Genomic DNA, 21,197 nt, shown 5'->3' with positions numbered 1-21,197 from the left:
TTAATCCAATGCCAACGTATTGCATTGTTTCATAAGTTGTTTGAATGATCCTCCGGGAGGTTTCGCTAATTTGTAAGGCCGCAGACCAAACCTCCCGGAGGTTGATGTTAAAGTGTTTTATGAAACAATGCAGTATGTAAAGTATCTTGAATTAGGTTGAGCGCAATTTTGGCTTTTACTTGAGCAAACCACAGGGCAATCGCTCATCGTTTTTCAAGATATTTTCTGTGGTTTGCATAAAAGTAAAAAACATTCCTTCGTGCTAAAATTGGGCGCATGGACAATTCTACAGTTGAACCAACTACAAGTTCTGATTTACCGCAAGATGTGCGTTCGCCATTTATTCGGCGGGCAGGCACAATTTTGGCGATCTCGTATCCAGTTTTGGCACTTTCCACAGGATTTCGCTCGGTTTACCAACTATTTTTGAAGGAAGGGGTCACAAATTATACGGGGCCAGCCCTCAGCGCAGTGGCTGCACTTTGCTACCTGACGGCCACAATTGGTTTTGCCTACCGCCGTCGCTGGGCATGGTGGCTGTCTGTATCTGTGCTGGGCTTTGAGACGTTGATGACGCTGGTGGTGGGTACAGTAAGTTTGATCAATCCTGAACTGATTGGCAGCACGGTTTGGCGGCTGTTTGGCATTGATTATGGCTTTTTCCCGCTGCTCCAGCCGCTGCTGGGGCTGGCCTGGCTGTTTCACCCGGAGACGCTGCAATCTTATGGGATACGGCCGTCTCCCCCAACCAAACCGTCAGTTGAATTATAAGTGGGTGCCGTGCTCGGCATGAATAAAGCGGCGCGTCCCGGTCTCTGAGCGAATGAGCAAGGAGTGGGTAGAGGCATAGTTGCCCCAAAACTGCATCGAGCGTAGCATGGGGCTGCCGGTTATGCTCGTCGCTGCAAAAAAGATTTGGTTGCTGTTTACCAGTTCAGAGCAGGTTAGTATGCGATCCACATCAAGACCAACTTCCTGAATTTTGCTCCGTTCAGTCGCATCCTGAGGGCGGAGCCTGGCCAACATGGCACCGCCGGATGCTTTCACGGCGCAAGCGGCCAACGCGCCCTGCGATGTGCCGCCAATGCCCATCAGCAGATCAACATCTGCTTCTTTGGTTGCCGCCAAAAGCGCACCTTCTGCATCCCCATCTCCTCGCAGCAACACGCGCGCACCACATTCCCGAATTTCGTTGATTAAATCTTGATTACGCGGCCGTTCCAAAACAATCACGCTCAAATCACGCACTGACTTTTTTTTGTGTCGGGCAATGAGGGCCAGCGTCCAGGCCGCTGGCGCATCCATACATTGCGGCACCAGTGCCTCGGCTGCATTTTGGTCGGTGATGATCTTTTCCATATAGCGAGCCGGAACAGGTGACCAAATGGTGCCGCGCGGGGCAATGCCTACCACGGAAATAGAGCCTGGTTTGCCGTGAATGAGTCGGTTTGTGCCGTCAATTGGGTCTACCAAAACGTCAACTTCTGGCCCAGAACCGGTGCCAACTCTTTGGCCGCTGCACAGTGGAGAATCTTCACCCAACCGCCTTTCCTCGCCGACGATGACACGGCCGTCCATTTCCAGCGTGTTTAGGGCATCGGCCATAGCCCGCGTTGCTGCCCGATGGGCATTGTCGAAATCGCCTGACCCCACCCAATGTCCCGCCGCCAAAGCGGCCGTTTCGGTAACGCGAACCAAATCCAAACCAATATTGCGAGATAGCTGTTCATCAAACTGTTGGGCTACTGTTTCGTGCATATGTTTTTCACCAATTTTAGCTAATCACTCAATGAAATCCGGGGGTTGCTTAAAAATCAACTGCTTCTAACAAGCCCGCCGAATTCCACGCCAACATGCCGCCCTGCAAAACTTGCACATTCATACAGCCGATATTTTGCAGCGCAGCGGCGGCACGACGGCTGCGACGGCCGCTGCGACACACTAGTACAATTTGTTTATCGGCAGGGAGCTTAACATCGGTTGACAACAGGGTGGGCAAGGGGATCAACTGAGCTTCAGCAATATGCCCTTGCCGATATTCACGCGGTTCGCGCACATCGACTACGTGAGGAACGGCCGTATTTGCCGCTGCCCCATTGCCGCTACTGGCTGGGTGTAACTGCTGCCAGAGATGTAACGGTTCTACAAACATGATGTGTTCAGAGGCGATTTCATCCATCAGCGGAATACCAGCCAAATCAATCCGCTTGGGCAGATTTTGGCACTCCCGGAATGCGCGAATGGGACATTCATAAATGCAAATGGCCGGGTCTAGATTCTGGTAAAAAATCTTGCCAATCGCTTCATCTTCATCCAGGATGTTATTTTCACCCAAAAACGAGTCGAACTCAGAAGAAAGCATCATCTGCTTAACTCGGTAATTTGTCCCGGCCATAAACACGTCTCCACCCTGATCCCGGTACATTTTCACCAGAGTTTCCAGCATATGAATGCCGCTGAAGTCGCAAGTATTCACATGATCCAGACGCAGCAGCAAATAACGCTGCTCTGGGTGAGCATCGGCATAATCTGTGATGAACTCTTCTACGTAATTGACTGCCCCAAAGTACAAATCACCATATACCTCGATGATGGCTAATTGAGGGCAAGGCGATTGTTCTGGCCGATAGATAAAATGGCTGAATGTATCGTCTGGCAAAACTGGCTGAATTCGCGGGGTGCTGGTGCGCCAGATGTACAAACCGAGCGAGAGGATGATGCCTAGGAGGACGGCAAATTCAATTTCCAGAAACAAAGTTCCTACAAGGGTGGTTACCATAATGGAGGCGTCGCCGGGGTGGCTGCGCCAAATGCGGGCAATCTCTCCCTTGTCGACCATGCCGTAGGCGGTAATGATTAAGACACCAGCCAGGGCTGCCGTGGGGAGGTAAGCGGCCAATGGTGCCAGGGTAAACAAGGCGATGATCATGAAAATGCCAGAGAAGACCGCCGCCATTGATGATTTGGCACCCGCTTTAAAGTTTACGGCCGTTCGTGAAAACGATCCTGCCCCCGGATATCCAGAAAACAGCCCCATGAAAATGTTGGCCATCCCCTGCCCCACAAACTCCTGATTGCTGTCCAGCCGCTGCCCTGTCTGTGCTGACACAGAGCGCGCAATGGCTGTGGTTTCGACTAAACCAATTGCGGCAACTGCCAACGCCCCGGTGGAAAGTTGGGAAATGACTTCAAGGTTGAAGAGGGGCAAATCGGCGAGCGGCGGAAAACTGGTTGGTAACTGACCAATGACCCGCACCCCGGCCTCATCCAGTCGCAGTAAAAATACAACCAGCGAAGCAATCATCATGGTGATGAGGGCCGCAGGCAGGCGGTTGTTGATGCGCCGCAAGATAACAATGAGCAACATGGTGCCCAAGCCAATAACGGCCGTTTGCGTGTGGGAATTTGACAAGTTGGCGGCAATGCCCACCAGCGTCTCGGCAACATTGTGGCTTTCAAAAGATAATCCCAGCAGCGGGCTAACCTGCTTAATAGCAATGAGCACCCCCGCGCCGCTGGCAAACCCCACAATGACAGAATGTGACACAAAGTTCACCAACATACCCAGGCGAAACAGCCCCATAAGCAGTTGAAAAAGCCCCGCCATCACCGCCATGACGCCAGCCGCAATGGCAAATTGCATACTGCCTGGGGCAACCACAGCCGCCAGCGAGCTAAATACCAGCAGCGAGATTGCATTGGTTGGGCCAGTATGAATTTGGTTGGAGGACCCCCACAGACCACCGACTATCGCGCCCAGAATGGCAGAGTAAATACCCATTTGTGGCGGTAATTCGGCAATGAGGGCAAAGGCGATGGCTTGGGGCAGTAAAATGACCGTGACGGTTAATCCGGCGGTGAGGTCTGGGCGTAAATTGCTGCGATCGTAGGTGCGAAAGAGAACGGCAGGTCTTCGTAAAAACCGGACGGCTGGTGCTACTGTTTGCTGGAGGTTAAACTGCGATCCCAGCTTGGCGAACATGCTTCAGCTCCTTCATACTAGATGAGTCTCTTCGCTAAAGAGTGTACGCCGCCAGAAAACGGCCGTCAAGCCAAAATCGGCATCATTTTTTTGAGGAAGCAATCTGTAGAAATCGGGATGTTCAATAATGTGACCATTACGATGGACACGTCCCAAAACTCCGATTTCTTTGTGAGAAACATTTGGTCGGTTACACACCTATTCCAAAAAATGGAGAGAATCAATAATCTGTTCGTAAATTGGCAGACTGGATTCAAACAAATCTTCGTTAGATTCCACAGTGATGAACCAGGCGGCACCGTTTACAAGCACAATATGCTGCCGACCAAGCAGCACTCTTTCCACACCCAAACCATCCTGAACGGTCAATTCGTAGTCAAAAATAAAGGCGGGCAAGCCATCTATCTCCCCGATTTCGCTGTCCAGCATCACAATCTCGTTTGATTGATTCACATTCTCTCTGACAATGATAGCAATATCGTTAATCGCTAACCCGCCAGCCCCTTCAACAACAAAAATGTTGATGCTCTGAATGCCGTCTGGCATCTCTCCAAAGGCAATAAACAGGTATTCTTCATCTGGGCCAAGCAACGGCCGTTCCCACTCTGCCGGGTAAGAAATTTGGAAGCCTGCCGCCTCGTCCGTATAGGTCGCCAAGCCATCCACGGCGACCAACAGCCCATCATCCACCGCCAGCCAATATTCTGCATCGCTAATGAACTCAATGACGGTGCCAATCTCCAGAATTTGCTCAAAATCTGCTTTATACCCTTCACTATCTTCCAAATTCAAATGGGTAAAAGCCCGACCAATTAGCAAAGTTTCATCATCTGGATTCTCAGCCAGCGCAGCATTAAACGAATCAAGCGCTTCATCAAACTTGCCAAGATTTAGCTCCATGTTGGCTTGCACGGCGTAATCAATGTCGTACTCTGGCTGGTTCCCCAGCCACAAGTGATATTGCCGCTCGGCCTCGGCCAAATCACCGTCTCTAAGGGCAATATAGAAAAGTTGCTGATGAACATGGTATGCATCTGGCTCTAGTTCCCAAACCTTTTCGGCAGCCCTGGCGGCTTCCACGTATCTCTCTGAGTTCAGCAACGCGTCTGACTTAATAAAGTACGCCAACACCAGGTAGGGGTTTAAGTCCAGCACTTCGTCTATCACAATGAGTGCCTGCCGGTTGTTTCCTTCAATGGTATGCACAATCGCTTTGATCAGGTGCGCCGGGGCATCTGTTTCATCTTCGGCAATGAGTTGGTTGGCGATTTCCCATGCCTTTTCAGTTTCATTGGCGGTAAGCAGGTAATAGTAGGCTAAATCCAAGCGGGCACCACGGCCGTTCCCAGACACCTCAACCGCTTGAGACAAATAATCCAATTGCAGGTCTGAATCGTTATTTTCTTCCGCAATTTCAGCCAGGCCGGCAAGAGCCAGGCCGTTTTCGTCATCCCGTTCTAACGCCGCTTCAAAATCAGCTTCGGCCTGCTCAAACTGATGAATAGACAAATAGAGATAGCCACGAGCCGCATAATTGCGCGACCGCTCCGGCAGCAGCTCAATCGCCTGAGTGTACGCCGCCAATGCCAAATCATTGTCCTGAACAACTTGCTCATAATACAAGCCAGACAAGATATGAGCAGCATACCAATCCGGCCATTTTTCCAACAGCTCCTGCCGAACAAGCTCCAAATCGGTAAAATCATATTGATCCGCACGAGCGTAGGCCAAACCGACGATTGCTGGACCAAATTCAGGATTCAGGTCCAGGCTTGTTTCCAAATCAGCAATGGATTTTTCCCAATCCCCTTCATATGGGTAGTACAGAGCGCGATAGAAGTAAAATTCAGGACGGCCGTTATCCAGGGCAATGGCCTGGTTCATCAGGGCGAAGGCGAGCGACGGATCATTATTCTCAGCTGCGGCCATCGCTTCCGCCCATTTGGTGGCGGGGGCATTTGGCTGGGCAGCAACGGCCGTTTCTGCCGCCGCCACAATTGCACCTTTGTCACCAATTTCACGGAAATTGTAAACTTGCAACGCCAATGTTTCCACATCTTCTGGATTGTGCCTTAGGGCCATTTCCAGCATCTCTAACGCACCGTGAACGTCCCCTTGCCAGGTAAGCAACGCCCCCTGCACCGTGTAGGCCAACCCAATTGAATCGTCAATGGCCAAGGCGGCATCGGCCTTCGCTTGAGCCGTCTCAAAGTCAGCCAAGCGGTACGCTTGCCACGCCAGCGCGGCTTGCGGCCAGGCCAAAGAATCATCCAGTTCCAGCGCAGCTTCGGCCTCGATGATTGCTTTCTCCCAATCTCCCTGAGCAAAATAAATTTGCCCGCGCAAATTGTACAGGCCAGCCTGGGTTGGCTCGTCAAAGAAGTTTCGCAGGCGCAACGCTTCTGCGATGGTGGCTAGCGCGTCTGGCCAGCGGCCCGCAGCTGCCAGCAAATGCGCTTTTTCTGGCAACAAACGACCTTGTTGTGTGCGCGTCAACTCCGCATCCAACATAAGTGCCTGATTGATGGCCGTTAAGGTATGGTCTGGCTCCGGGGCAGCAAAGCTGTATTCTGCTTGCATGGTGTACAACTCAGCCACGGTATCTTCTGGTAGGTAGTTGGCAAGTTCCAGGGCGGCGGCAACGGCCGTTTGCCGATCCTCATCTGCCACCAACTCCTCTGGCAGCAGGGCTAGCCTGGCGTTTAGCCGCGCCAGCAGATGGTCTGGCACCAGCTCCGGTTGGGCAAGCGCAGCCTCTGTGTCTGCCATTGCTGGCTCCCAATCGCCAGCATCGTAATGAATGATGGCGCGATAAGCGATAATGTCTACCTGATTGGGGTCTAGCAGCAGAGCGGCATCAAAATCTGGCAAGGCGGCTAGCTGCTTTTGCTGCTGAAAGTAAGCCAAACCGCGCAGGGCAGTGGCTTCGGCCGTAAACTGACGCAAAAAGGGTGGCCACTGGTGAATAATGTCGCTAAATTCGGTAACGGCCGTTTCCCACTCACCGGCAGCAACGGCCGCTTGCCCTGCCTCCCAATGGCGGGTTTCAAGCTGCCGCAGCGCGAATGCGCCACTCAGCAGACCCAAAATCAAAACCAGCGGCAACGCCCACAGCCAGCGGCGGCGGCGTTTTGGTGCGGGTTCGCTCAAAACAGGTGTTGTTCCTGGTAAATTTTCCATTATTCACCCTCCCCGGCTTCGGCATTCAGGGAAACATAGGGTACAAAGTTGGCCCCGATGGGAGCCAACACGTACCCTTCAACGCGGTCTGTTACCAGCACATCCGTAACGCCATGCAACATAGGGATGGCAACGGCCTCGTCTATCAGCCGCGTTTCGATGGATTGGTAGAGTGCCAAGCGTGTGGCCACATCCAGCTCTACCCGCGCCTGCTCTAGCAGGGCATCTATCTCCGGGTCGTCAAAATTGGCCACGTTAAAATCGCTTTCGCTGTGATACAAAATGTCTAAAAAGTTTTGCGGATCAGGGTAATCGGCACACCAGCCATAGGCAGCCATGTGGCTTTCATTTTGGCGTAGGCTGTTGGTGAAGTTGGTTGGTGGCACATACTCAATGGTCACTTCTGCCCCCAAAATCTCACGCCAATTTTGAATCATAGCGTTCAAATCGTCCCGCTCCTGGCTGCTGCTGCCTGCCACGCTTAAGACGACAGGGGGCAGCGCATCTGCATAGCTGGAAGCTGCCAAAGCCGCCACTGCCAATTCTGCATTGGCGTGTAAATCCGCTTGCGCCTGGGCCAAACTGAGTGAGTAACCGGGCATCGCTGGCGGCAAAATCGTGTCGGCACGCACATCTAGGCCATCTGCAATGATGTTGTTGTAGGCGTCTTTATCTACGGCCAGGGCAAAGGCACGGCGTACCTGTACATCGTCGAACGGTGCCAGGCTATTGTTCATCTGTATCAAACTGGTACACATGGAGGTGCCGGAAACTAGCTGGGCATTGAGTGGGTTAGACGGCCGTCTGACATCTTGTGCTTCCAATGATCCCAAAAAGATTTGGTCTACCGTGCCAGATTTGAACAAGGTCAACGGGTCTACAAAATCCAGATAGTACAGCACATTGGCCACGGCTGGGGGGGTATGGTATTCCGGGTTGCGGACAAAAATCATCACTTCGCCCTCCCGGTATTCCAGCAAAGAATACGGGCCACTGCCGTTTGGCTTCAAGGCCCAATCATCCAGATCGCGCGTATGTACCAGACGTCTGTCTACAATGTAGGAGGTTGGGTAAGTGAGTTTGGCCAAAAAGTATGGTTTGGGACCGTCCAGGGTAACAACCAATGTGGTGTCATCTATCACTTCCAGTCCAGAAATAACGTGTGAGCTTCCTGCTAAACGGTCTGGCACACCCACAATGTCCCCCAGGTAGGTAGCGGCCGTTCGGGATTCAGTGAGCGGGTTGGTAGCACGTTCCCAACTGTACTTCACGTCAACGGCGGTTAACGGCCGTCCATCGGCAAAGGTCAATCCCTCGCGCAAGGTAAAAGTGTAGACGGTGCCGTCCTCCGAGACATCCCATCGTTCAGCCAGATCGGGCACAATTTGCAGGTCAGGGGTGAGCCGCACCAGCCCGCTGTACAGCAACCCCACGTACCCGGCGGCTGAGCCAGTTGTTCTAGCTGGGTCTAGGGACGGCAAAAATGGATCGCCCCCCAGCAGAATTAATGTCTCTTCGCGATTGAGGCCATAAAGGGTGGTGTTGTCTGGTGAAACCTGTTCCAGAATGGCATCCAGGGTGGTTAGACGAGCATTCACATTCTCTGGCGAGCCAAAAGCAGACAAAAGGAAATACCGCTCATCAATGAATGCGTAAGCTAGATACAGCCCAATAGGTTGACCATTGGCATCCTCGCCGCTAAAAATGGCGCGCTGGGCTGGGATATCACCCGCAAAAGTAGCCTCTTGTTCAGAAATGATTTGAACGCCATCTAGGCCAAGCTCTTCCCCAAGTTCGCCCAAAATATCATCTCGCAACGCTTCAAAAGAGTCGTATTCATCGGCCAAATCATAATCAATAGTCACTACCAAATTGAAGCCTGGATCACGAAAGGCGACGATGGTGTCTAGCTCGGCTTCAACGATCCATGACGTCGGGTAAATGAGCTGGAGGCCATCCCGCTCCCGCACGTACACGCCGTCTGGCACGGCCGTTGCGGCACGGGTGGGGATGATGAGATCGGTGACGGCCGTTGGGGTTGGTTCCAGCGTTGGAATCGGTGCCCCTGTTGGGTTGGGGATTGGGGTTGGCGTCTCGGCAAACCTGTACGCCTCTGGCGCGTCGGGTACCCACTGTGCAACTTGTCGCGCTGGGCCGGGTTCGGTTTGGCAGGCAACCAGAGTCATCAACAATAGGAGCAGCAAAATAGGTTTTCTTGTTCGCATTAGGAACCTCTTTGTTTGCGTGTACGGAAAAATAGCGCAGCAACGCCCAATAGTAGAACGGCCGTACCGCCCCCCCACCAAATCCAGCTTGGCAGGCTCTCATCTGGTTCAATGGCAGCAGGAGGTGCTATAGCAGTTGGCCCTGGGGTAGTCAGTTGGGTGATTTCGTCAGCAGGAACGGCCGTTTCTGTGGCGGTTGGCGTCTCAGTGGTCGGGGGTGCAGGTGTGTACGTTTCTGTGGGTAATGGCGTTTCGCTGGGCAACGGCGTGGGTGTATCCAGCATTGGCACGCCGCCTAGAGCCACCGTGGCAATTTGCGTCGGGGTTGCTTGCAATGAGATGGCATCCGCTGCTGATGTGGGCGTAGGCGCAAAACCAACGGCCGTTCGCCAAGCCGCATCCACCCCATTGGTATCCAGGCCGTAAATTGCCAGTAACGCCTCATCCGCAGATTGTCCCACCTGCATCGCTAGCAGCAGCTCATTCATCGGCTTGGGGCCATAGGTGTCAATGAGATATTTCACCACCTGCCCGCTTTGGGTGTACGCTTCAGAAGCACTGTCTGAGAAGGCCGAAAAGCCATCTGATAGTGACCGGAGTGTGGGTAAACGGCCGTTTTGCAACGCTAATTCCACCTGTGCCACTTCAGATGGTTCTGGTTCCCCCTCGGCAAACCGGGCCAACCCCTCACTCAGCCACGTGGGCAGGCGCACACCGCGGCAGTTAAACGTCAACATGCCTTCAACCAAATGGGTCAACTCGTGTGGGACAATGCGGCCAGCCCAATCCAATTCACCAGGAGCTACCCCCAAAACTGTGGCATTGTACTCAGGGAAAGCAACCCCACCCGTCCATTCAGGCACGTTAAAAATGACCTTTCGCACATCAGCGGCCGTGGGGTAAAACCAGAGAGAAACAGGCTCGATAGCAGGCAAACCCAGTTCATTTTCCAGCCGCTCCAGGCCGTCGGTTGCTTCGCGCAGTAATGATTGCCCGAAACTATTGTCGCCCAGATACCAGTGCACCGTCACATCGCCTGACTGCGCTGACAGCCAATCGTGGTTGTCATCTTCAATAACGGCCTCTTGGCGCTCCACCGTAAACAAATTGCCCGCAACATCCACAATTTCCCACTCCCACCAAACCGTCACGCCCGGCGGCAATGAGCCACTTTCGGTCAGTTGCCAATCCCAAAAGGCAAAGATGGTTGTGCTTTCTGGCATGTTAACCAGTTGACGCACGCTGCCTTGCTGGCAAGAACGGCCGTTTAGCCCATAAATTAACGTGACCGACTCAACATCCACCTCGTGCGTGGCAAATAGCTGAAAATTCACCGTGAATGGATAACGAACCAAGGCTTCATTTATGGTGATTTCAGGGGGATTTTGGGCCGCAACTGGCGAGGCGGCGGTAAAAATGATGAAACTAAGTACAGCGAAAAACAGGCTTCGATAATATTTCATCGGTAACTCGATTGTATGTGTAAATGCGGTGAAGTAATCTGAAATAAGCCGAGCCATTCTCCCGCTTTTACTTGAGTAAATCACAATTTCGCGGCTCAATTTTCATCAAAATTCTTTTGTGATTTACATCGTTGGCACAGTGCTGATAATAAAATTGCTAAAAAATTATGGATCAGTGGGCCAACTTTTACAATGAGTAACGTCAGTATCTAACCATGCTTTTCCGCAGGTTTTGGCAAATTGTTAAAATCTATCACGCGATATGGATAGACGTTGACAATTGTGGTCTCTTCATACTTTGAAACCGTCACGGTATCCTGACGGTAAATGTGGATATGCCCGTGGAGCATTAAACGTGGCTTCACCCATTGCAACAAATTGCGCATAATTTTGAAGCCCGTGTGGGGAATATCTGGCTTGTCGTGAATGCCAAATGGTGGGGAATGAGTAACAAGAATGTCGAGGAAACGGCCGTGTCGAATTTTGTTCTTCAGCAGCAGCGGCAGCAGTTGGGCCACCTGGTAACGCATCTCTGCCTCAGTATACATATACGGCCTGCCGGGTCGATACCGCATTGAGCCCTCCAAACCGGCTAACAGCAACCCTTCACGTTTTACGGAACGGCCGTGAATATCATCTCCCCCATGTACTTGCTCAAGAATGCGCCCTTCAACGGTATACTGTGGCCCTTTGTCATGGTTGCCTCGCACATACACCAACCGCCGATCCAGAGCAGAAACCAAAAAATCCAAATAGTAAAACGGCAGATCGCCACAACCAACAATCAGATCGATGCCCGGGTACTTTTTGCGTACATCGGCACAATAAATCTGCTCCATCACCCGGTCGCTGACCGCCAAAATCTTCATGGATCAGGCCATTCACGGTGCTGGTTTTGTGCCAATTTTTGCAAAATCGCTTCTTCCAGATCAATGTCGCTAATGCTGGCCAACTGCAACAGGTAAAGTGCCACGTCCGCCAATTCGCCCGCTAGTTGCTCAGGCTGAGCGGCCGTTTCGCGCCACTGAAAATGCTCCAACACTTCGGCCGCTTCTATGGCCAGCGATGCAGCTAGGTTTCGAGGGGTTTGTGGTTTTGCAGAATCGGGGTCGTACCAGCCCTTGCTGCGCACAAATTCGTGCATCCGGGCTTCTAACTCTTTCAGTTCCATTAGTAAAAAGACCTGCCAGGTTTGTAAAACTTGGCAGGTCTAGCAAAAACAATTTTATAGTTTTTCAGCCACGAAGGCAGTCAGGTCAGCCAAACGTACCGAGTAACCCCATTCGTTGTCGTACCAGGTAACAACTTTCACCATGTTGCCGCCCATCATGTCGGTGGACAGTCCGTCGATGGTGGAGGAGGCCGGGTGACCGATGATGTCGCTGGAAACGATTGGATCTTCGGTATAGTCAAGTACCTTGCCCAACCAGCCATCGCTCTCAGAAGCGGCTTTGAAGGCAGCGTTTACTTCTTCAACGGTGGTGTTCTTGGAGAGAACGGCCGTAATGTCCGTAACCGATCCCGTAACAACCGGCACACGCATGGCCATACCGTTGATCTTGCCGTTCAGATCTGGCAATACCAGGCCAACCGCTCTGGCCGCGCCGGTGGTGGTGGGGATGATGTTGGTAAAGGCGGTGCGTGCGCGGCGCAAATCTTTGCTGGCCACGTCCAAAATAGCCTGGCCATTGGTAACAGCATGAATGGTGGTCATGAGGGCATGTTCAATGCCAAACGATTCATGCAGCACTTTGGCCGCTGGTGCCAAACAGTTGGTGGTGCAGCTTGCGTTGGAGATGATGTGATGGCTGGCCGGATCGTAGGTTTCTTCGTTTACGCCCAGCACAAAAGTAGCATCCATCCCTTTACCGGGAGCCGAGATGATGACCTTCTTGGCACCAGCAGCCAGATGTTTGCTAGCACTGTCGCGGTCACGGAAGATGCCGGTGCATTCCAGCACAATGTCTACGCCTAGTTCGGCCCAGGGTAGCTTGGCGGGGTCGCGCTCAGCAAAGGTGTTGAGCTTTTCGCCATTCACGTAGATGCTGCCATCTTTTGTTTCAACTTCGCCGGGGAAACGGCCGTAAGTTGAATCATATTTCAGCATGTGGGCGTTTGTCTCTACGGGCCACAAATCGTTGATGCCCTCTACATCCAAAACACCCTGGTAATTTTCGTAGATTGCCTTGTAAACTTGTCGGCCAATACGGCCGAATCCGTTGATACCAATCTTAATTGACATGGATTTCTCCTTTAGTGAAATTCTTCAAAACTAATATATTGTACCTCGGACACCAACCATCGTTCAGGGTCGAATGTCATGCTGAACGGTGTCAGGTATCACGATAGCAAACGCATGACTGCTTGTGCCAGTTTTGCGCCGTCGTGCCGCCACGGCCTGGCCTCGTCTACCAAATCGGCCGTTACCATCGGCAAATGATCAGGTGGGGTAAGCTGAACGTAAATTGTATTGCCGCCACCCCGATCTGGGGGGATAGACAGGTTATCGTTGGCGATAACCAAATCCAGGCAGCCAGTAGGAATGTGTTGGAAAAGGGTGGCCACATGATCAGCCACACTGTAATTATCCGTCTCTCCGGGCTGTGTGGCAAGGTTACAAATATAAATCTTAGGTGCGCGGGCATGGAGCAACGCTTCGACCAGGTCTGGCACTAGCAAATTGGGCAAAATACTGGTATATAAACTACCTGGCCCCATCACAATTAAATCCGCCTGAAAAATGGCTTGCAGTGCGGCAGGATAGGCCCGCACGTTGCTAGGCTGTAGGGAGATTTGTTGGATACGGCCGTTCACTTCCGGTATCTTGCTCTCCCCTACCACCCGCTGAAAGGTGCCATCCGGCAACAAAATATCGGCTGCCAAAGCCACATCTGCCAGGGTGGAAGGCAGCACCTTTCCTCGCAACGCCAACACCCGCTCTGCTGCCAGCAACGCCTCGTCAAAGCTGCCCGTGATGCCCGTAAGAGCCGCCAACAGCAAGTTGCCAAAGGCGTGGCCCTGCAACGGCGAATGACCGTTCTCCCCAATAGCTGCGCCAAAGCGGTACTGCAACACCTGCGTCATCAACGCCTCATCTCTCGACAGGGCAGCGATGTTGTTGCGAAAATCGCCTGGGGGTAACAAGCCAAACTCCCGTCGCAAACGGCCGCTGCTGCCCCCATCATCCGCCACTGTTACGATGGCAGTGATATTGCGCGTATAGTCCGTGAGGCCACGCAACAGACCCGGCATCCCTGTACCGCCACCAATGGCCACAATATTCGGCCCGCGCCGCCGACGGCTGTGTTCGTAAATGCGCTCGGCCACGCTGTCATCTGGAATTTGAAACGGTGCGGTCAACGCTCGGCCCAGCCGCAGTACGGCCCAAACAATGAGCATCCCACCTAGCAGCAGCGGCAGCACAATCTGCCACGGCGCAGGCAAAAATTGCAGCGTTAGCAAATCGTATACCGAGATAGGGAGCCAGCTTTGCCGTTCCAGTAAAAAAAGGAGATTGACGAGGCCGAGGCTGGCAACGGCCGTACCCACCCCCAACAACAGTAACCACCGCTTCAAACCCATACCGGGTACAAACCAGCGGCTGCTGGAAAAAAAGAGAAATCGCTTAAACGGAGCTATTTTTCGCACACCGCGATTCTAGCGGGTTGGAAGTGGGGGGACAAGCCAAACAAGCAAAAAAGGCAAAACAATCGCGTGAAAGCAATGCGCCGCCAAATCCGTCAGGCCGTAAACGGCCTGACGACAAAATGAAAGCCCCAAAGGGGCTAAAATCCCAGGCCCAACGGGCCTTCCATTTTTGTAGCCGGGGGCTTTAGGCCCTGGCGAGGTCGTTCCCGCGATTACCATGAAACCAAAAAGAAGGGGCAAGGCGTGTCTTGCCCCTTCAATAATCCAAATGTTCCAAAAATCTCAATTATGGAGCTGGCTCAAGCCAGGTACCCAGCGTGCAATATTGTCCCGCTAAATTCACTTCTTCCACAAAGCCTTCGTTGGGCTGGGCAAAATAAGTGGTAGAACCCGCAGGCAGCAGCAGCCAACCACCATCCGCCAAATACGAGTAACCATGTGCATCTGGCATCTGAGCATACTCAACAATTTCCCCGGTTGCCAGGGCATAAAGCTGCAAGCTATTATCTCCTCGCACCACCAGAAACTCGCCATCTGCCGTCAGGTCAAGCTCTGCCAGCGACATGCCTGTCAGCTCGGGAATATAGCGCAAGCCGCCCGTCTCAACATTCATTTCCAGCAGAAAGGTGGTTCCAGGTTGGGTGGGATCAACGGCCGTTACCAAAACCAAATTGGGATGCATTGGCGTGCCGCCAGCCTTAAACAGAATGATTTCGGTGGCCTCATCTACCGCCCCTTGTTCTACCAGATATTGCTTCGCCTGCGCCGTTGTGAGCAGCAATTCAACCTCCGCATTTTCTTGCCACAGCACCAATTCCGGCTGGGTGGCAGATAAATCTGAATTTGACCCCGCCACACTCAGAAAACCAATTCTGTTCTCACCAAGCCAAAACGGGTCCCAACCTGTGCCCAGCAGCGTGCTGCCACCTGCCGCACTATTTTCCAACTGCAATTCCCAGGTTGCCGTATCCCACAAAACCGCCTGAGAACGGTCAGGAGACAAGAAATCCATCTCTACGACGGCTTCAAATTCACAACTGCCCGTTTGGCATTGCTCAATGGAAAGCTGGTAGCTGGTTCCCGGCGTTTCAGCCTGAACAGCATAAAGATGCGTCAATGCAGGCGTTCGCTCTGGCGTTATAAGAACTTGGTAAATAGATTCCGCGTCTAAAATTGGCTGGTCAACCATATCTGGCCAAGAATACACCTGAAAGCGTGGTGCGGCTTCTTCATCTTGCAGAATGCCATAAATGAACAGAGCATCGCCAACAGGCACTAGACCTTGGGCAGTAAAGTCTGGCTCTCTTAAAAGCTGTACCTCTTCGTTATGCCAGGTTTGATCAGTGCCGTTATATCGCCATAGCTGACCACCTAATTCATCTTCACAAATTAGCAAGGCATTGGCCTCTGGCAACTTGCTGTTTGCTGAAATAGCCACAGCGACAGTTGGTTCGGTATCAGGCGCAGTTGCTGGCAACGCCTCTTCCTCAACTACTTCTGGGCTGCTAATCGGAACATCTCCGTTTGGTGCCGCATCGCTACAAGCCATTGCAAAAATGATGCAGACAACTAAAAAACGGCCGAACAAGCCGAAAATGTTAATACCCCGAAACGTTTCCATGGATGCCTCCTGGATTATTGTAAATGGCCTGAATGATCAAAATCAGGCTTGTGAAACGCTAAAAAAGGTTGGTCTGGATTGGCTTACGATGTTTGCTAGGAACAATTTCATCTTAAAAATTTTTTTCGATTTTGGAGGTGACGAGCGTCATTTGTGAATGTGCTTTTTGTCACATATGTCACATGGCCGAAATTGTTACTCTTTTTGTTATGTTGCCACTGATTATCCGGAAACGCACAATGATAAACTTTTTCCGAGATTTGTTTGAAGGGAGAGCAAACGATGAATAACACACAAATTAAAAAGCCAAGACCCTATATTTTAGGTGGTTTAGGCGGGATTGTTTTAGGCGCGGTGCTGTTGTATTACCTGGAATATTTTTTGACAGCACCAGACCAAGGGAACTTGTTTTATCGGCAGCAATTCTGGGCCTTTTTTGTTTATGTATTGCTGGTCGTTTCTTTTTTGACAATTTTGAGGGGCGTTTCTCTGGCCTACCACCTGCGGCGGTATAAGGGTGAGGGATAGGAACGGCCGTATTCCAACACAGCGCAACTATTCTTTCTGAAACAAAGTCAGTACAAAATCAACTGTGATGCTTAATTCCGGCAGCACCATGATTTTTTCGCGGGTTGCTTTTGGTGCATTCCAGGCGTAAGGAGTCATCACAAACAAACTTTGAATTTGCTCATTTTGCAAATGGCGCACAAACTGCACTCGCTGGCTGTCCTGGTAAATGAAGCCCATTAATTCCTTGCTGGCCAACGGATGCTTTTCTGGATTTGGGTAAATGTGCTGCCGCAGGCTGAAAAGATGCTCTGGGCCAGGGGTGACAAGTAAAACACGGCCGTTTCCCCTTAACACTCGCCCAAATTCCGCCGGATCAAAGGGAGCCATCACGTTCGAAACAACATCCACAGAGTCCGGCAAAATTGGCAAATCATAGCTACTGGCCACCGCCCAATTCACCGATATGTCTCGCTTGGCGGCTGCTTTGACGGCAAATTTAGATATGTCGATGCCATGCAGGGAATGCGGCCGTTCCCCACCCGCCAAAAACGCCCCCAATCGATGCAAAAAATACCCCTCCCCACAACCAGAATCCAACATATCCAGTCGCTTATTTGGCGCAAACTGGTTGGCAAACTCCCCCACCATTTCATTTATTTTGTCAGACAGAGGTTCATACAAACCAGTGTCAAAAAATTGCCGCCGATGGCGCACCATAGTTTGATTATCCCCCGGTTGCAATGACCGTTTTTGGTTCGCCAGCAGCAAATTTACGTATCCCTCTTTGGCAATGTCGAAGCTGTGATTGTTGGCGCATTTTAGGGAACGGCCGTTCACGCCCAACCCATCTTGGCACACAGGGCAACGGTAAATGAGAGGTTCATCTTCAAATCCCACAGAAAACTCCAATTTACAACAATGTTACAAAATCCTTCACGGAAGAATCATCTTCCGACTTAGCCATAATCCTATAATGGCACCACTGATAGTACCATTCAGTAAACCACAAATTGGCTCTTCAGCGAATGCTGTGTAAGCCGAAAGTGAACCAAGTAATTTAAGCCAAAACAGGCCGATTATTCCCCCCAGAGCAATCCCCATAATTTTGCTTGTTCTAGCCGAAGTTTGAGTAGAAGAAGCTCTTCTTTTCGCAATGAATAACAAAATTCCGCTACCAAACAAAGCTGGTGGAAACGCCCCTATGAAGCCAAATACAAATATAATCCCTAAAAAAACAACTGCGATTGAAATTTCAAACTCGCCATAATCATAAATGTTTCGATTCATAATGAACTGGCAAGCAACGAGAATTGCAAAGAAAAGCAAATTGGCTCTTACTGATGCTTCAAACCCTAAATTAAAAACATCACGAGAGTTAAAATCTTGACCCATTTCGACCATCTCCAATTGCTGGCATATCTTTTAAGAACGGCCGTATTCTAACACACTCATGTTTGCTGGCAGGGGGTTCTTGGCTGTGTTATGATCTCGCCCGAAAAAAGCAGAATGAATGAGGCAAAAAATGAGAACCGTTTTTTGGGATTACGACAGCGACAGCACCAAGATGATTGACCAGCGGCAATTGCCCTGGGAATTTATCGTTGCCGAGTTTACAGATTACCGGGAAGTTGCACGATCTATCAACGAAATGTACGTGCGAGGCGCGCCTGCCATCGGCGCAGCGGCTGCGTTTGGCATGGCCTTGGCGGCGCGACAATCTACCGCCAAAGATCGACTGGCTTTGCTGCGTGATTTGGAAACGGCCGCTTCCACCCTCAATGCTGCCCGACCAACGGCCGTAAACCTGGCCTGGGGCGTGCGCCGCATGTTGCGCGTGGCGGCCAACGAGGAGCTGGAAAGCATCGATGACGTCCGCGACGCGATTCTGGCCGAAGCCCAAAAGCTGGCCGACGAAGATGTGGAACTTAACAAACGTATGGGCTACAACGGCGCAGAACTGATTAGCGACGGCGACACCATTTTGCACCATTGCAACACTGGGGCACTGGCCACCGTGGATTGGGGCACCGCGCTCGGCGTCGTCTTTGCCGCCCACGAACAGGGCAAAAAGATTCATGTTTTAGTAGACGAGACCCGCCCTCGGCTGCAAGGCGCACGCCTCACCGCCTGGGAACTGCACCAGCGCGGCATTTCCTTCGACCTCATCGCCGACAACGCCGCCGGGCACTTCATGCGTACCGGGCAGGTGGATATTGTGCTGGTTGGCTCAGACCGAACGGCCGCAAACGGAGACGTCGCCAACAAAATCGGCACTTACAAGCTGGCAGTGGTGGCTAAAGAAAATGGCGTGCCGTTTTACCCCGTCGTGCCTACCAGCACGGTGGATTTGGAGCTAGCACACGGCGATCTCATTCCCATCGAAGAGCGCAGCGACGAGGAAGTGCTGGAAGTTTTTGGCAAATCAATTGCCCCGGCAGGCATCACCGCCCGCAACCCCGCCTTCGACGTCACCCCCCACCGCTACGTCACCGGCATCGTCACCGAGGCGGGCATTGTCTATCCACCCTTTGTGAAGAACTTGCGGGCAGCGGTGGAAGCAGAAGAAAAAGGGAGATTAGAGATTGGCGATTAGAGATTGGCTGTCAAAGTCTTAATCTCCAATCTCCAATCTCCAATTGCTATGTCTCAGATCCCAGTCGTCATCATGTGCGGCGGACAGGGCACGCGCATGGGCAACACGCTCACCAAGAAAGAACTGATTGACATCGGCGGACGGCCGTTGCTGTGGCACGTCATGCGCATTTTTTCGGCCTATGGTCACAATCGGTTCATTTTGGCACTGGGGCATCAGGCCGATCAGGTGCGGCGTTACTTCTTAGAATATGAAGCGATGACCCGTGATGTCACCATCCAATTGGCTGATCCCGCCAGCGGCAACGGTCAGCCAACCGTCACTCTCGGCGGCGAATACGAGCATCCCCCTTGGGAAGTGACGCTAGTAGACACTGGTCTGGACACGGAGCGGGCGGCACGGCTGGCAAAGGTGGCGGATTATTTAGGTGACGGCCGTTTCTTCGTCGCCTATGGTGAAGCGGTGGCCAATATCAATTTAAGCAAGCTGGTACAATTTCACGATCAGCACGGCAAGCTGGCCACCATCACAGGCATCCAGTTTCGCTCTCAATATGGTCGAGTGGAAGCAGATGAATCGGGGCAGATCACCGAGTTTGTTGAGAAGCCCGTCCTGCCCTACTGGGTCAATGGCGGATTTATGCTATTTGAAATGGCCGTACTCAACCGCATCTGCAACGAAAACCGGGAAGATTTAGATTTGGAGCGGGACATCTTGCCACAACTGGCCCAGCAGCAGCAGCTCATGCTCTACCAACACACCGGCTACTGGCAATCCATGAAAACGCTCAAGGATGCCCTGACCTTAAAAGAAGCGTGGCAAGAGAAACGGCCGTGGCAGGTCTGGTAACTTTTGAGATTGGAGATTGGAGACTGGAGATTGAGACAACAATCAATCTCTAATCTCCAATTACCAATCTCCCTTTTGGAGAAAAACTTTGAACAGCAACAATTGGCAAGGAAAACGCGTCTTCATCACCGGCTGCACCGGGCTGCTTGGCTCCTGGCTCACCGATGCACTCATTGGCATGGGCGCAGACGTAATTGGGCTAATTCGGGATTTTGTGCCGCAGTCCCATCTGGTACGCGCTGGCATGATGGACAAAATCACCGTTGTGCGCGGCGATTTGTGCAATTATGATTTGCTAGAGCGCACCCTAGCTGAGTACGAAGTCGAGATCGTTTTTCATCTTGCAGCACAAACCATCGTCACCATTGCCAACCGCGCCCCCCTCTCCACCTTCGAGACCAACATTCGCGGCACCTACCTGCTGCTAGAAGCCGCCCGGCGCAATCCTACCGTCAGCGGCGTCGTCATCGCCAGCAGCGACAAAGCCTACGGCGACCAGCCAGAACTCCCTTACCACGAAGCCGCCCCACTGCAAGGCCGCCATCCCTATGACGTCTCCAAAAGCTGCGCCGATTTGATTTCGCAGAGCTACGCCCACAGCTACGGCCTGCCCGTCATCGTCACCCGCTGTGCCAACCTGTACGGTGGCGGCGATCTCAACTGGAACCGCATTCTGCCCGGCACCATCCGCAGCGTTTTGCTGGGGGAACGGCCGATTATTCGGTCAGACGGCACGTTTAAGCGCGATTATGTGTACGTGAAGGATGCCGTGCGCGGCTACCTGATGGCTGCCGAGCAAATCGGCAAGCCGGAATTACGCGGCGAAGCCTTCAACTTTGGCATGGGTCACCCGGAAACGGCCCTGGACGTGGTGCAAACCATCATTCGCGTCTCCGACCATCCCGAACTGGAGCCAATCATTCTGGATGAAGTCGAAAACGAAATTCAGGACCAATACCTCAACTCCGACAAAGCAGGCAAAATGCTGGGCTGGGAACCGCAGTACACCCTAGAAAGCGGCCTCGCCGAAACAATGGCCTGGTACCGCGAATTTTTGAATCTCTCGTAGGGTCACTCACTGCGCCTTGACCCTATATTTTCATCAAAGATTACGCAGATTTATAAG

Annotated in this window: 17 protein-coding genes; 5 read left to right on the top strand and 12 right to left on the bottom strand. The window is 52.1% G+C overall.

All coding sequences use genetic code 11. The features are described from left to right. The first annotated feature begins 276 nt into the window (after positions 1–276). Entirely contained in the window at positions 277–771 is a 495-nt protein-coding gene (locus tag ACOQPU_RS02995) for a hypothetical protein (RefSeq protein WP_420643648.1), read from the top strand. On the opposite strand, the gene glpX is transcribed toward ACOQPU_RS02995, so the two are convergent. From glpX to ACOQPU_RS02945, 10 genes are all read right to left on the bottom strand, one after another. Continuing rightward, positions 766–1,758 carry a class II fructose-bisphosphatase gene (glpX, locus tag ACOQPU_RS02990; RefSeq protein WP_420643647.1) on the bottom strand — a complete coding sequence of 331 codons (993 nt, stop codon included), beginning with the start codon at positions 1,756–1,758 and terminating at the stop codon, positions 766–768. The genes ACOQPU_RS02995 and glpX overlap by 6 nt on opposite strands. A 49-nt stretch (positions 1,759–1,807) precedes the next feature. After that, positions 1,808–3,982, bottom strand: coding sequence for a SulP family inorganic anion transporter (locus tag ACOQPU_RS02985; protein WP_420643646.1), 2,175 nt, complete (start codon positions 3,980–3,982; stop codon positions 1,808–1,810). Between the two features lie 198 nt (positions 3,983–4,180). Continuing rightward, complete coding sequence (locus ACOQPU_RS02980; RefSeq protein ID WP_420643645.1) at positions 4,181–7,162, bottom strand: tetratricopeptide repeat protein; 2,982 nt, start codon at positions 7,160–7,162, stop codon at positions 4,181–4,183. Continuing rightward, positions 7,162–9,387 (bottom strand): peptide ABC transporter substrate-binding protein, encoded by a 2,226-nt coding sequence (locus ACOQPU_RS02975; RefSeq protein ID WP_420643644.1) that lies wholly within the window; start codon positions 9,385–9,387, stop codon positions 7,162–7,164. The genes ACOQPU_RS02980 and ACOQPU_RS02975 overlap by 1 nt, the downstream gene beginning before the upstream one ends. Then, on the bottom strand, positions 9,387–10,850 hold the full coding sequence (locus ACOQPU_RS02970; RefSeq protein WP_420643643.1) for a peptidase MA family metallohydrolase: 1,464 nt from the start codon (positions 10,848–10,850) through the stop codon (positions 9,387–9,389). The genes ACOQPU_RS02975 and ACOQPU_RS02970 overlap by 1 nt, the downstream gene beginning before the upstream one ends. 209 nt (positions 10,851–11,059) lie before the next feature. After that, positions 11,060–11,719 (bottom strand): metallophosphoesterase family protein, encoded by a 660-nt coding sequence (locus tag ACOQPU_RS02965; protein WP_420643642.1) that lies wholly within the window; start codon positions 11,717–11,719, stop codon positions 11,060–11,062. Next, entirely contained in the window at positions 11,716–12,021 is a 306-nt protein-coding gene (locus ACOQPU_RS02960; protein WP_420643641.1) for a nucleotide pyrophosphohydrolase, read from the bottom strand. The genes ACOQPU_RS02965 and ACOQPU_RS02960 overlap by 4 nt, the downstream gene beginning before the upstream one ends. A 54-nt stretch (positions 12,022–12,075) precedes the next feature. After that, positions 12,076–13,092, bottom strand: coding sequence for a type I glyceraldehyde-3-phosphate dehydrogenase (gene gap / locus ACOQPU_RS02955; RefSeq protein ID WP_420643640.1), 1,017 nt, complete (start codon positions 13,090–13,092; stop codon positions 12,076–12,078). A gap of 98 nt (positions 13,093–13,190) precedes the next feature. Beyond that, entirely contained in the window at positions 13,191–14,498 is a 1,308-nt protein-coding gene (locus ACOQPU_RS02950; protein ID WP_420643639.1) for a gluconeogenesis factor YvcK family protein, read from the bottom strand. A gap of 286 nt (positions 14,499–14,784) precedes the next feature. Next, on the bottom strand, positions 14,785–16,119 hold the full coding sequence (locus tag ACOQPU_RS02945; protein WP_420643638.1) for a hypothetical protein: 1,335 nt from the start codon (positions 16,117–16,119) through the stop codon (positions 14,785–14,787). A gap of 282 nt (positions 16,120–16,401) precedes the next feature. Here ACOQPU_RS02945 and ACOQPU_RS02940 point away from each other — a divergent pair, with 282 nt between their 5' ends. Beyond that, positions 16,402–16,647 (top strand): hypothetical protein, encoded by a 246-nt coding sequence (locus tag ACOQPU_RS02940; protein WP_420643637.1) that lies wholly within the window; start codon positions 16,402–16,404, stop codon positions 16,645–16,647. A gap of 27 nt (positions 16,648–16,674) precedes the next feature. On the opposite strand, the gene ACOQPU_RS02935 is transcribed toward ACOQPU_RS02940, so the two are convergent. Both ACOQPU_RS02935 and ACOQPU_RS02930 read right to left on the bottom strand, forming a co-directional pair. Then, positions 16,675–17,526 carry a putative RNA methyltransferase gene (locus ACOQPU_RS02935; RefSeq protein WP_420643636.1) on the bottom strand — a complete coding sequence of 284 codons (852 nt, stop codon included), beginning with the start codon at positions 17,524–17,526 and terminating at the stop codon, positions 16,675–16,677. A gap of 36 nt (positions 17,527–17,562) precedes the next feature. Beyond that, positions 17,563–18,021 (bottom strand): hypothetical protein, encoded by a 459-nt coding sequence (locus tag ACOQPU_RS02930; protein ID WP_420643635.1) that lies wholly within the window; start codon positions 18,019–18,021, stop codon positions 17,563–17,565. A gap of 130 nt (positions 18,022–18,151) precedes the next feature. Between ACOQPU_RS02930 and mtnA the strand changes: the two genes are divergently transcribed. The 3 genes from mtnA (at position 18,152) to ACOQPU_RS02915 (ending at position 21,140) form a co-directional block, all read left to right on the top strand. Further along, positions 18,152–19,222: an S-methyl-5-thioribose-1-phosphate isomerase gene (gene mtnA / locus ACOQPU_RS02925; protein ID WP_420643634.1), complete on the top strand. Its 1,071-nt coding sequence runs from the start codon at positions 18,152–18,154 to the stop codon at positions 19,220–19,222. Positions 19,223–19,270: 48 nt separating this feature from the next. After that, positions 19,271–20,071 carry a sugar phosphate nucleotidyltransferase gene (locus tag ACOQPU_RS02920; RefSeq protein ID WP_420643633.1) on the top strand — a complete coding sequence of 267 codons (801 nt, stop codon included), beginning with the start codon at positions 19,271–19,273 and terminating at the stop codon, positions 20,069–20,071. An 88-nt stretch (positions 20,072–20,159) separates the two neighbouring features. Further along, positions 20,160–21,140 carry a GDP-mannose 4,6-dehydratase gene (locus ACOQPU_RS02915; protein WP_420643632.1) on the top strand — a complete coding sequence of 327 codons (981 nt, stop codon included), beginning with the start codon at positions 20,160–20,162 and terminating at the stop codon, positions 21,138–21,140. Positions 21,141–21,197 lie beyond the last annotated feature (57 nt).

This window comes from Candidatus Leptofilum sp. (genome assembly GCF_965223285.1).
Classification (GTDB): Bacteria; Chloroflexota; Anaerolineae; order Promineifilales; family Promineifilaceae; genus Leptofilum.
This window is presented reverse-complemented; position numbering and strand designations above follow the sequence as displayed.

Bases quoted from the DNA above. Each gene is read 5' to 3' on its own strand.
- ACOQPU_RS02995 (WP_420643648.1), top strand. From the start codon at position 277: ATGGACAATTCTACAGTTGAACCAACTACAAGTTCTGATTTACCGCAA.
- glpX (WP_420643647.1), bottom strand. From the start codon at position 1,758: ATGCACGAAACAGTAGCCCAACAGTTTGATGAACAGCTATCTCGCAAT.
- ACOQPU_RS02985 (WP_420643646.1), bottom strand. From the start codon at position 3,982: ATGTTCGCCAAGCTGGGATCGCAGTTTAACCTCCAGCAAACAGTAGCA.
- ACOQPU_RS02980 (WP_420643645.1), bottom strand. From the start codon at position 7,162: ATGGAAAATTTACCAGGAACAACACCTGTTTTGAGCGAACCCGCACCA.
- ACOQPU_RS02975 (WP_420643644.1), bottom strand. From the start codon at position 9,387: ATGCGAACAAGAAAACCTATTTTGCTGCTCCTATTGTTGATGACTCTG.
- ACOQPU_RS02970 (WP_420643643.1), bottom strand. From the start codon at position 10,850: ATGAAATATTATCGAAGCCTGTTTTTCGCTGTACTTAGTTTCATCATT.
- ACOQPU_RS02965 (WP_420643642.1), bottom strand. From the start codon at position 11,719: ATGAAGATTTTGGCGGTCAGCGACCGGGTGATGGAGCAGATTTATTGT.
- ACOQPU_RS02960 (WP_420643641.1), bottom strand. From the start codon at position 12,021: ATGGAACTGAAAGAGTTAGAAGCCCGGATGCACGAATTTGTGCGCAGC.
- gap (WP_420643640.1), bottom strand. From the start codon at position 13,092: ATGTCAATTAAGATTGGTATCAACGGATTCGGCCGTATTGGCCGACAA.
- ACOQPU_RS02945 (WP_420643638.1), bottom strand. From the start codon at position 16,119: ATGGAAACGTTTCGGGGTATTAACATTTTCGGCTTGTTCGGCCGTTTT.
- ACOQPU_RS02940 (WP_420643637.1), top strand. From the start codon at position 16,402: ATGAATAACACACAAATTAAAAAGCCAAGACCCTATATTTTAGGTGGT.
- ACOQPU_RS02930 (WP_420643635.1), bottom strand. From the start codon at position 18,021: ATGGGTCAAGATTTTAACTCTCGTGATGTTTTTAATTTAGGGTTTGAA.
- mtnA (WP_420643634.1), top strand. From the start codon at position 18,152: ATGAGAACCGTTTTTTGGGATTACGACAGCGACAGCACCAAGATGATT.
- ACOQPU_RS02920 (WP_420643633.1), top strand. From the start codon at position 19,271: ATGTCTCAGATCCCAGTCGTCATCATGTGCGGCGGACAGGGCACGCGC.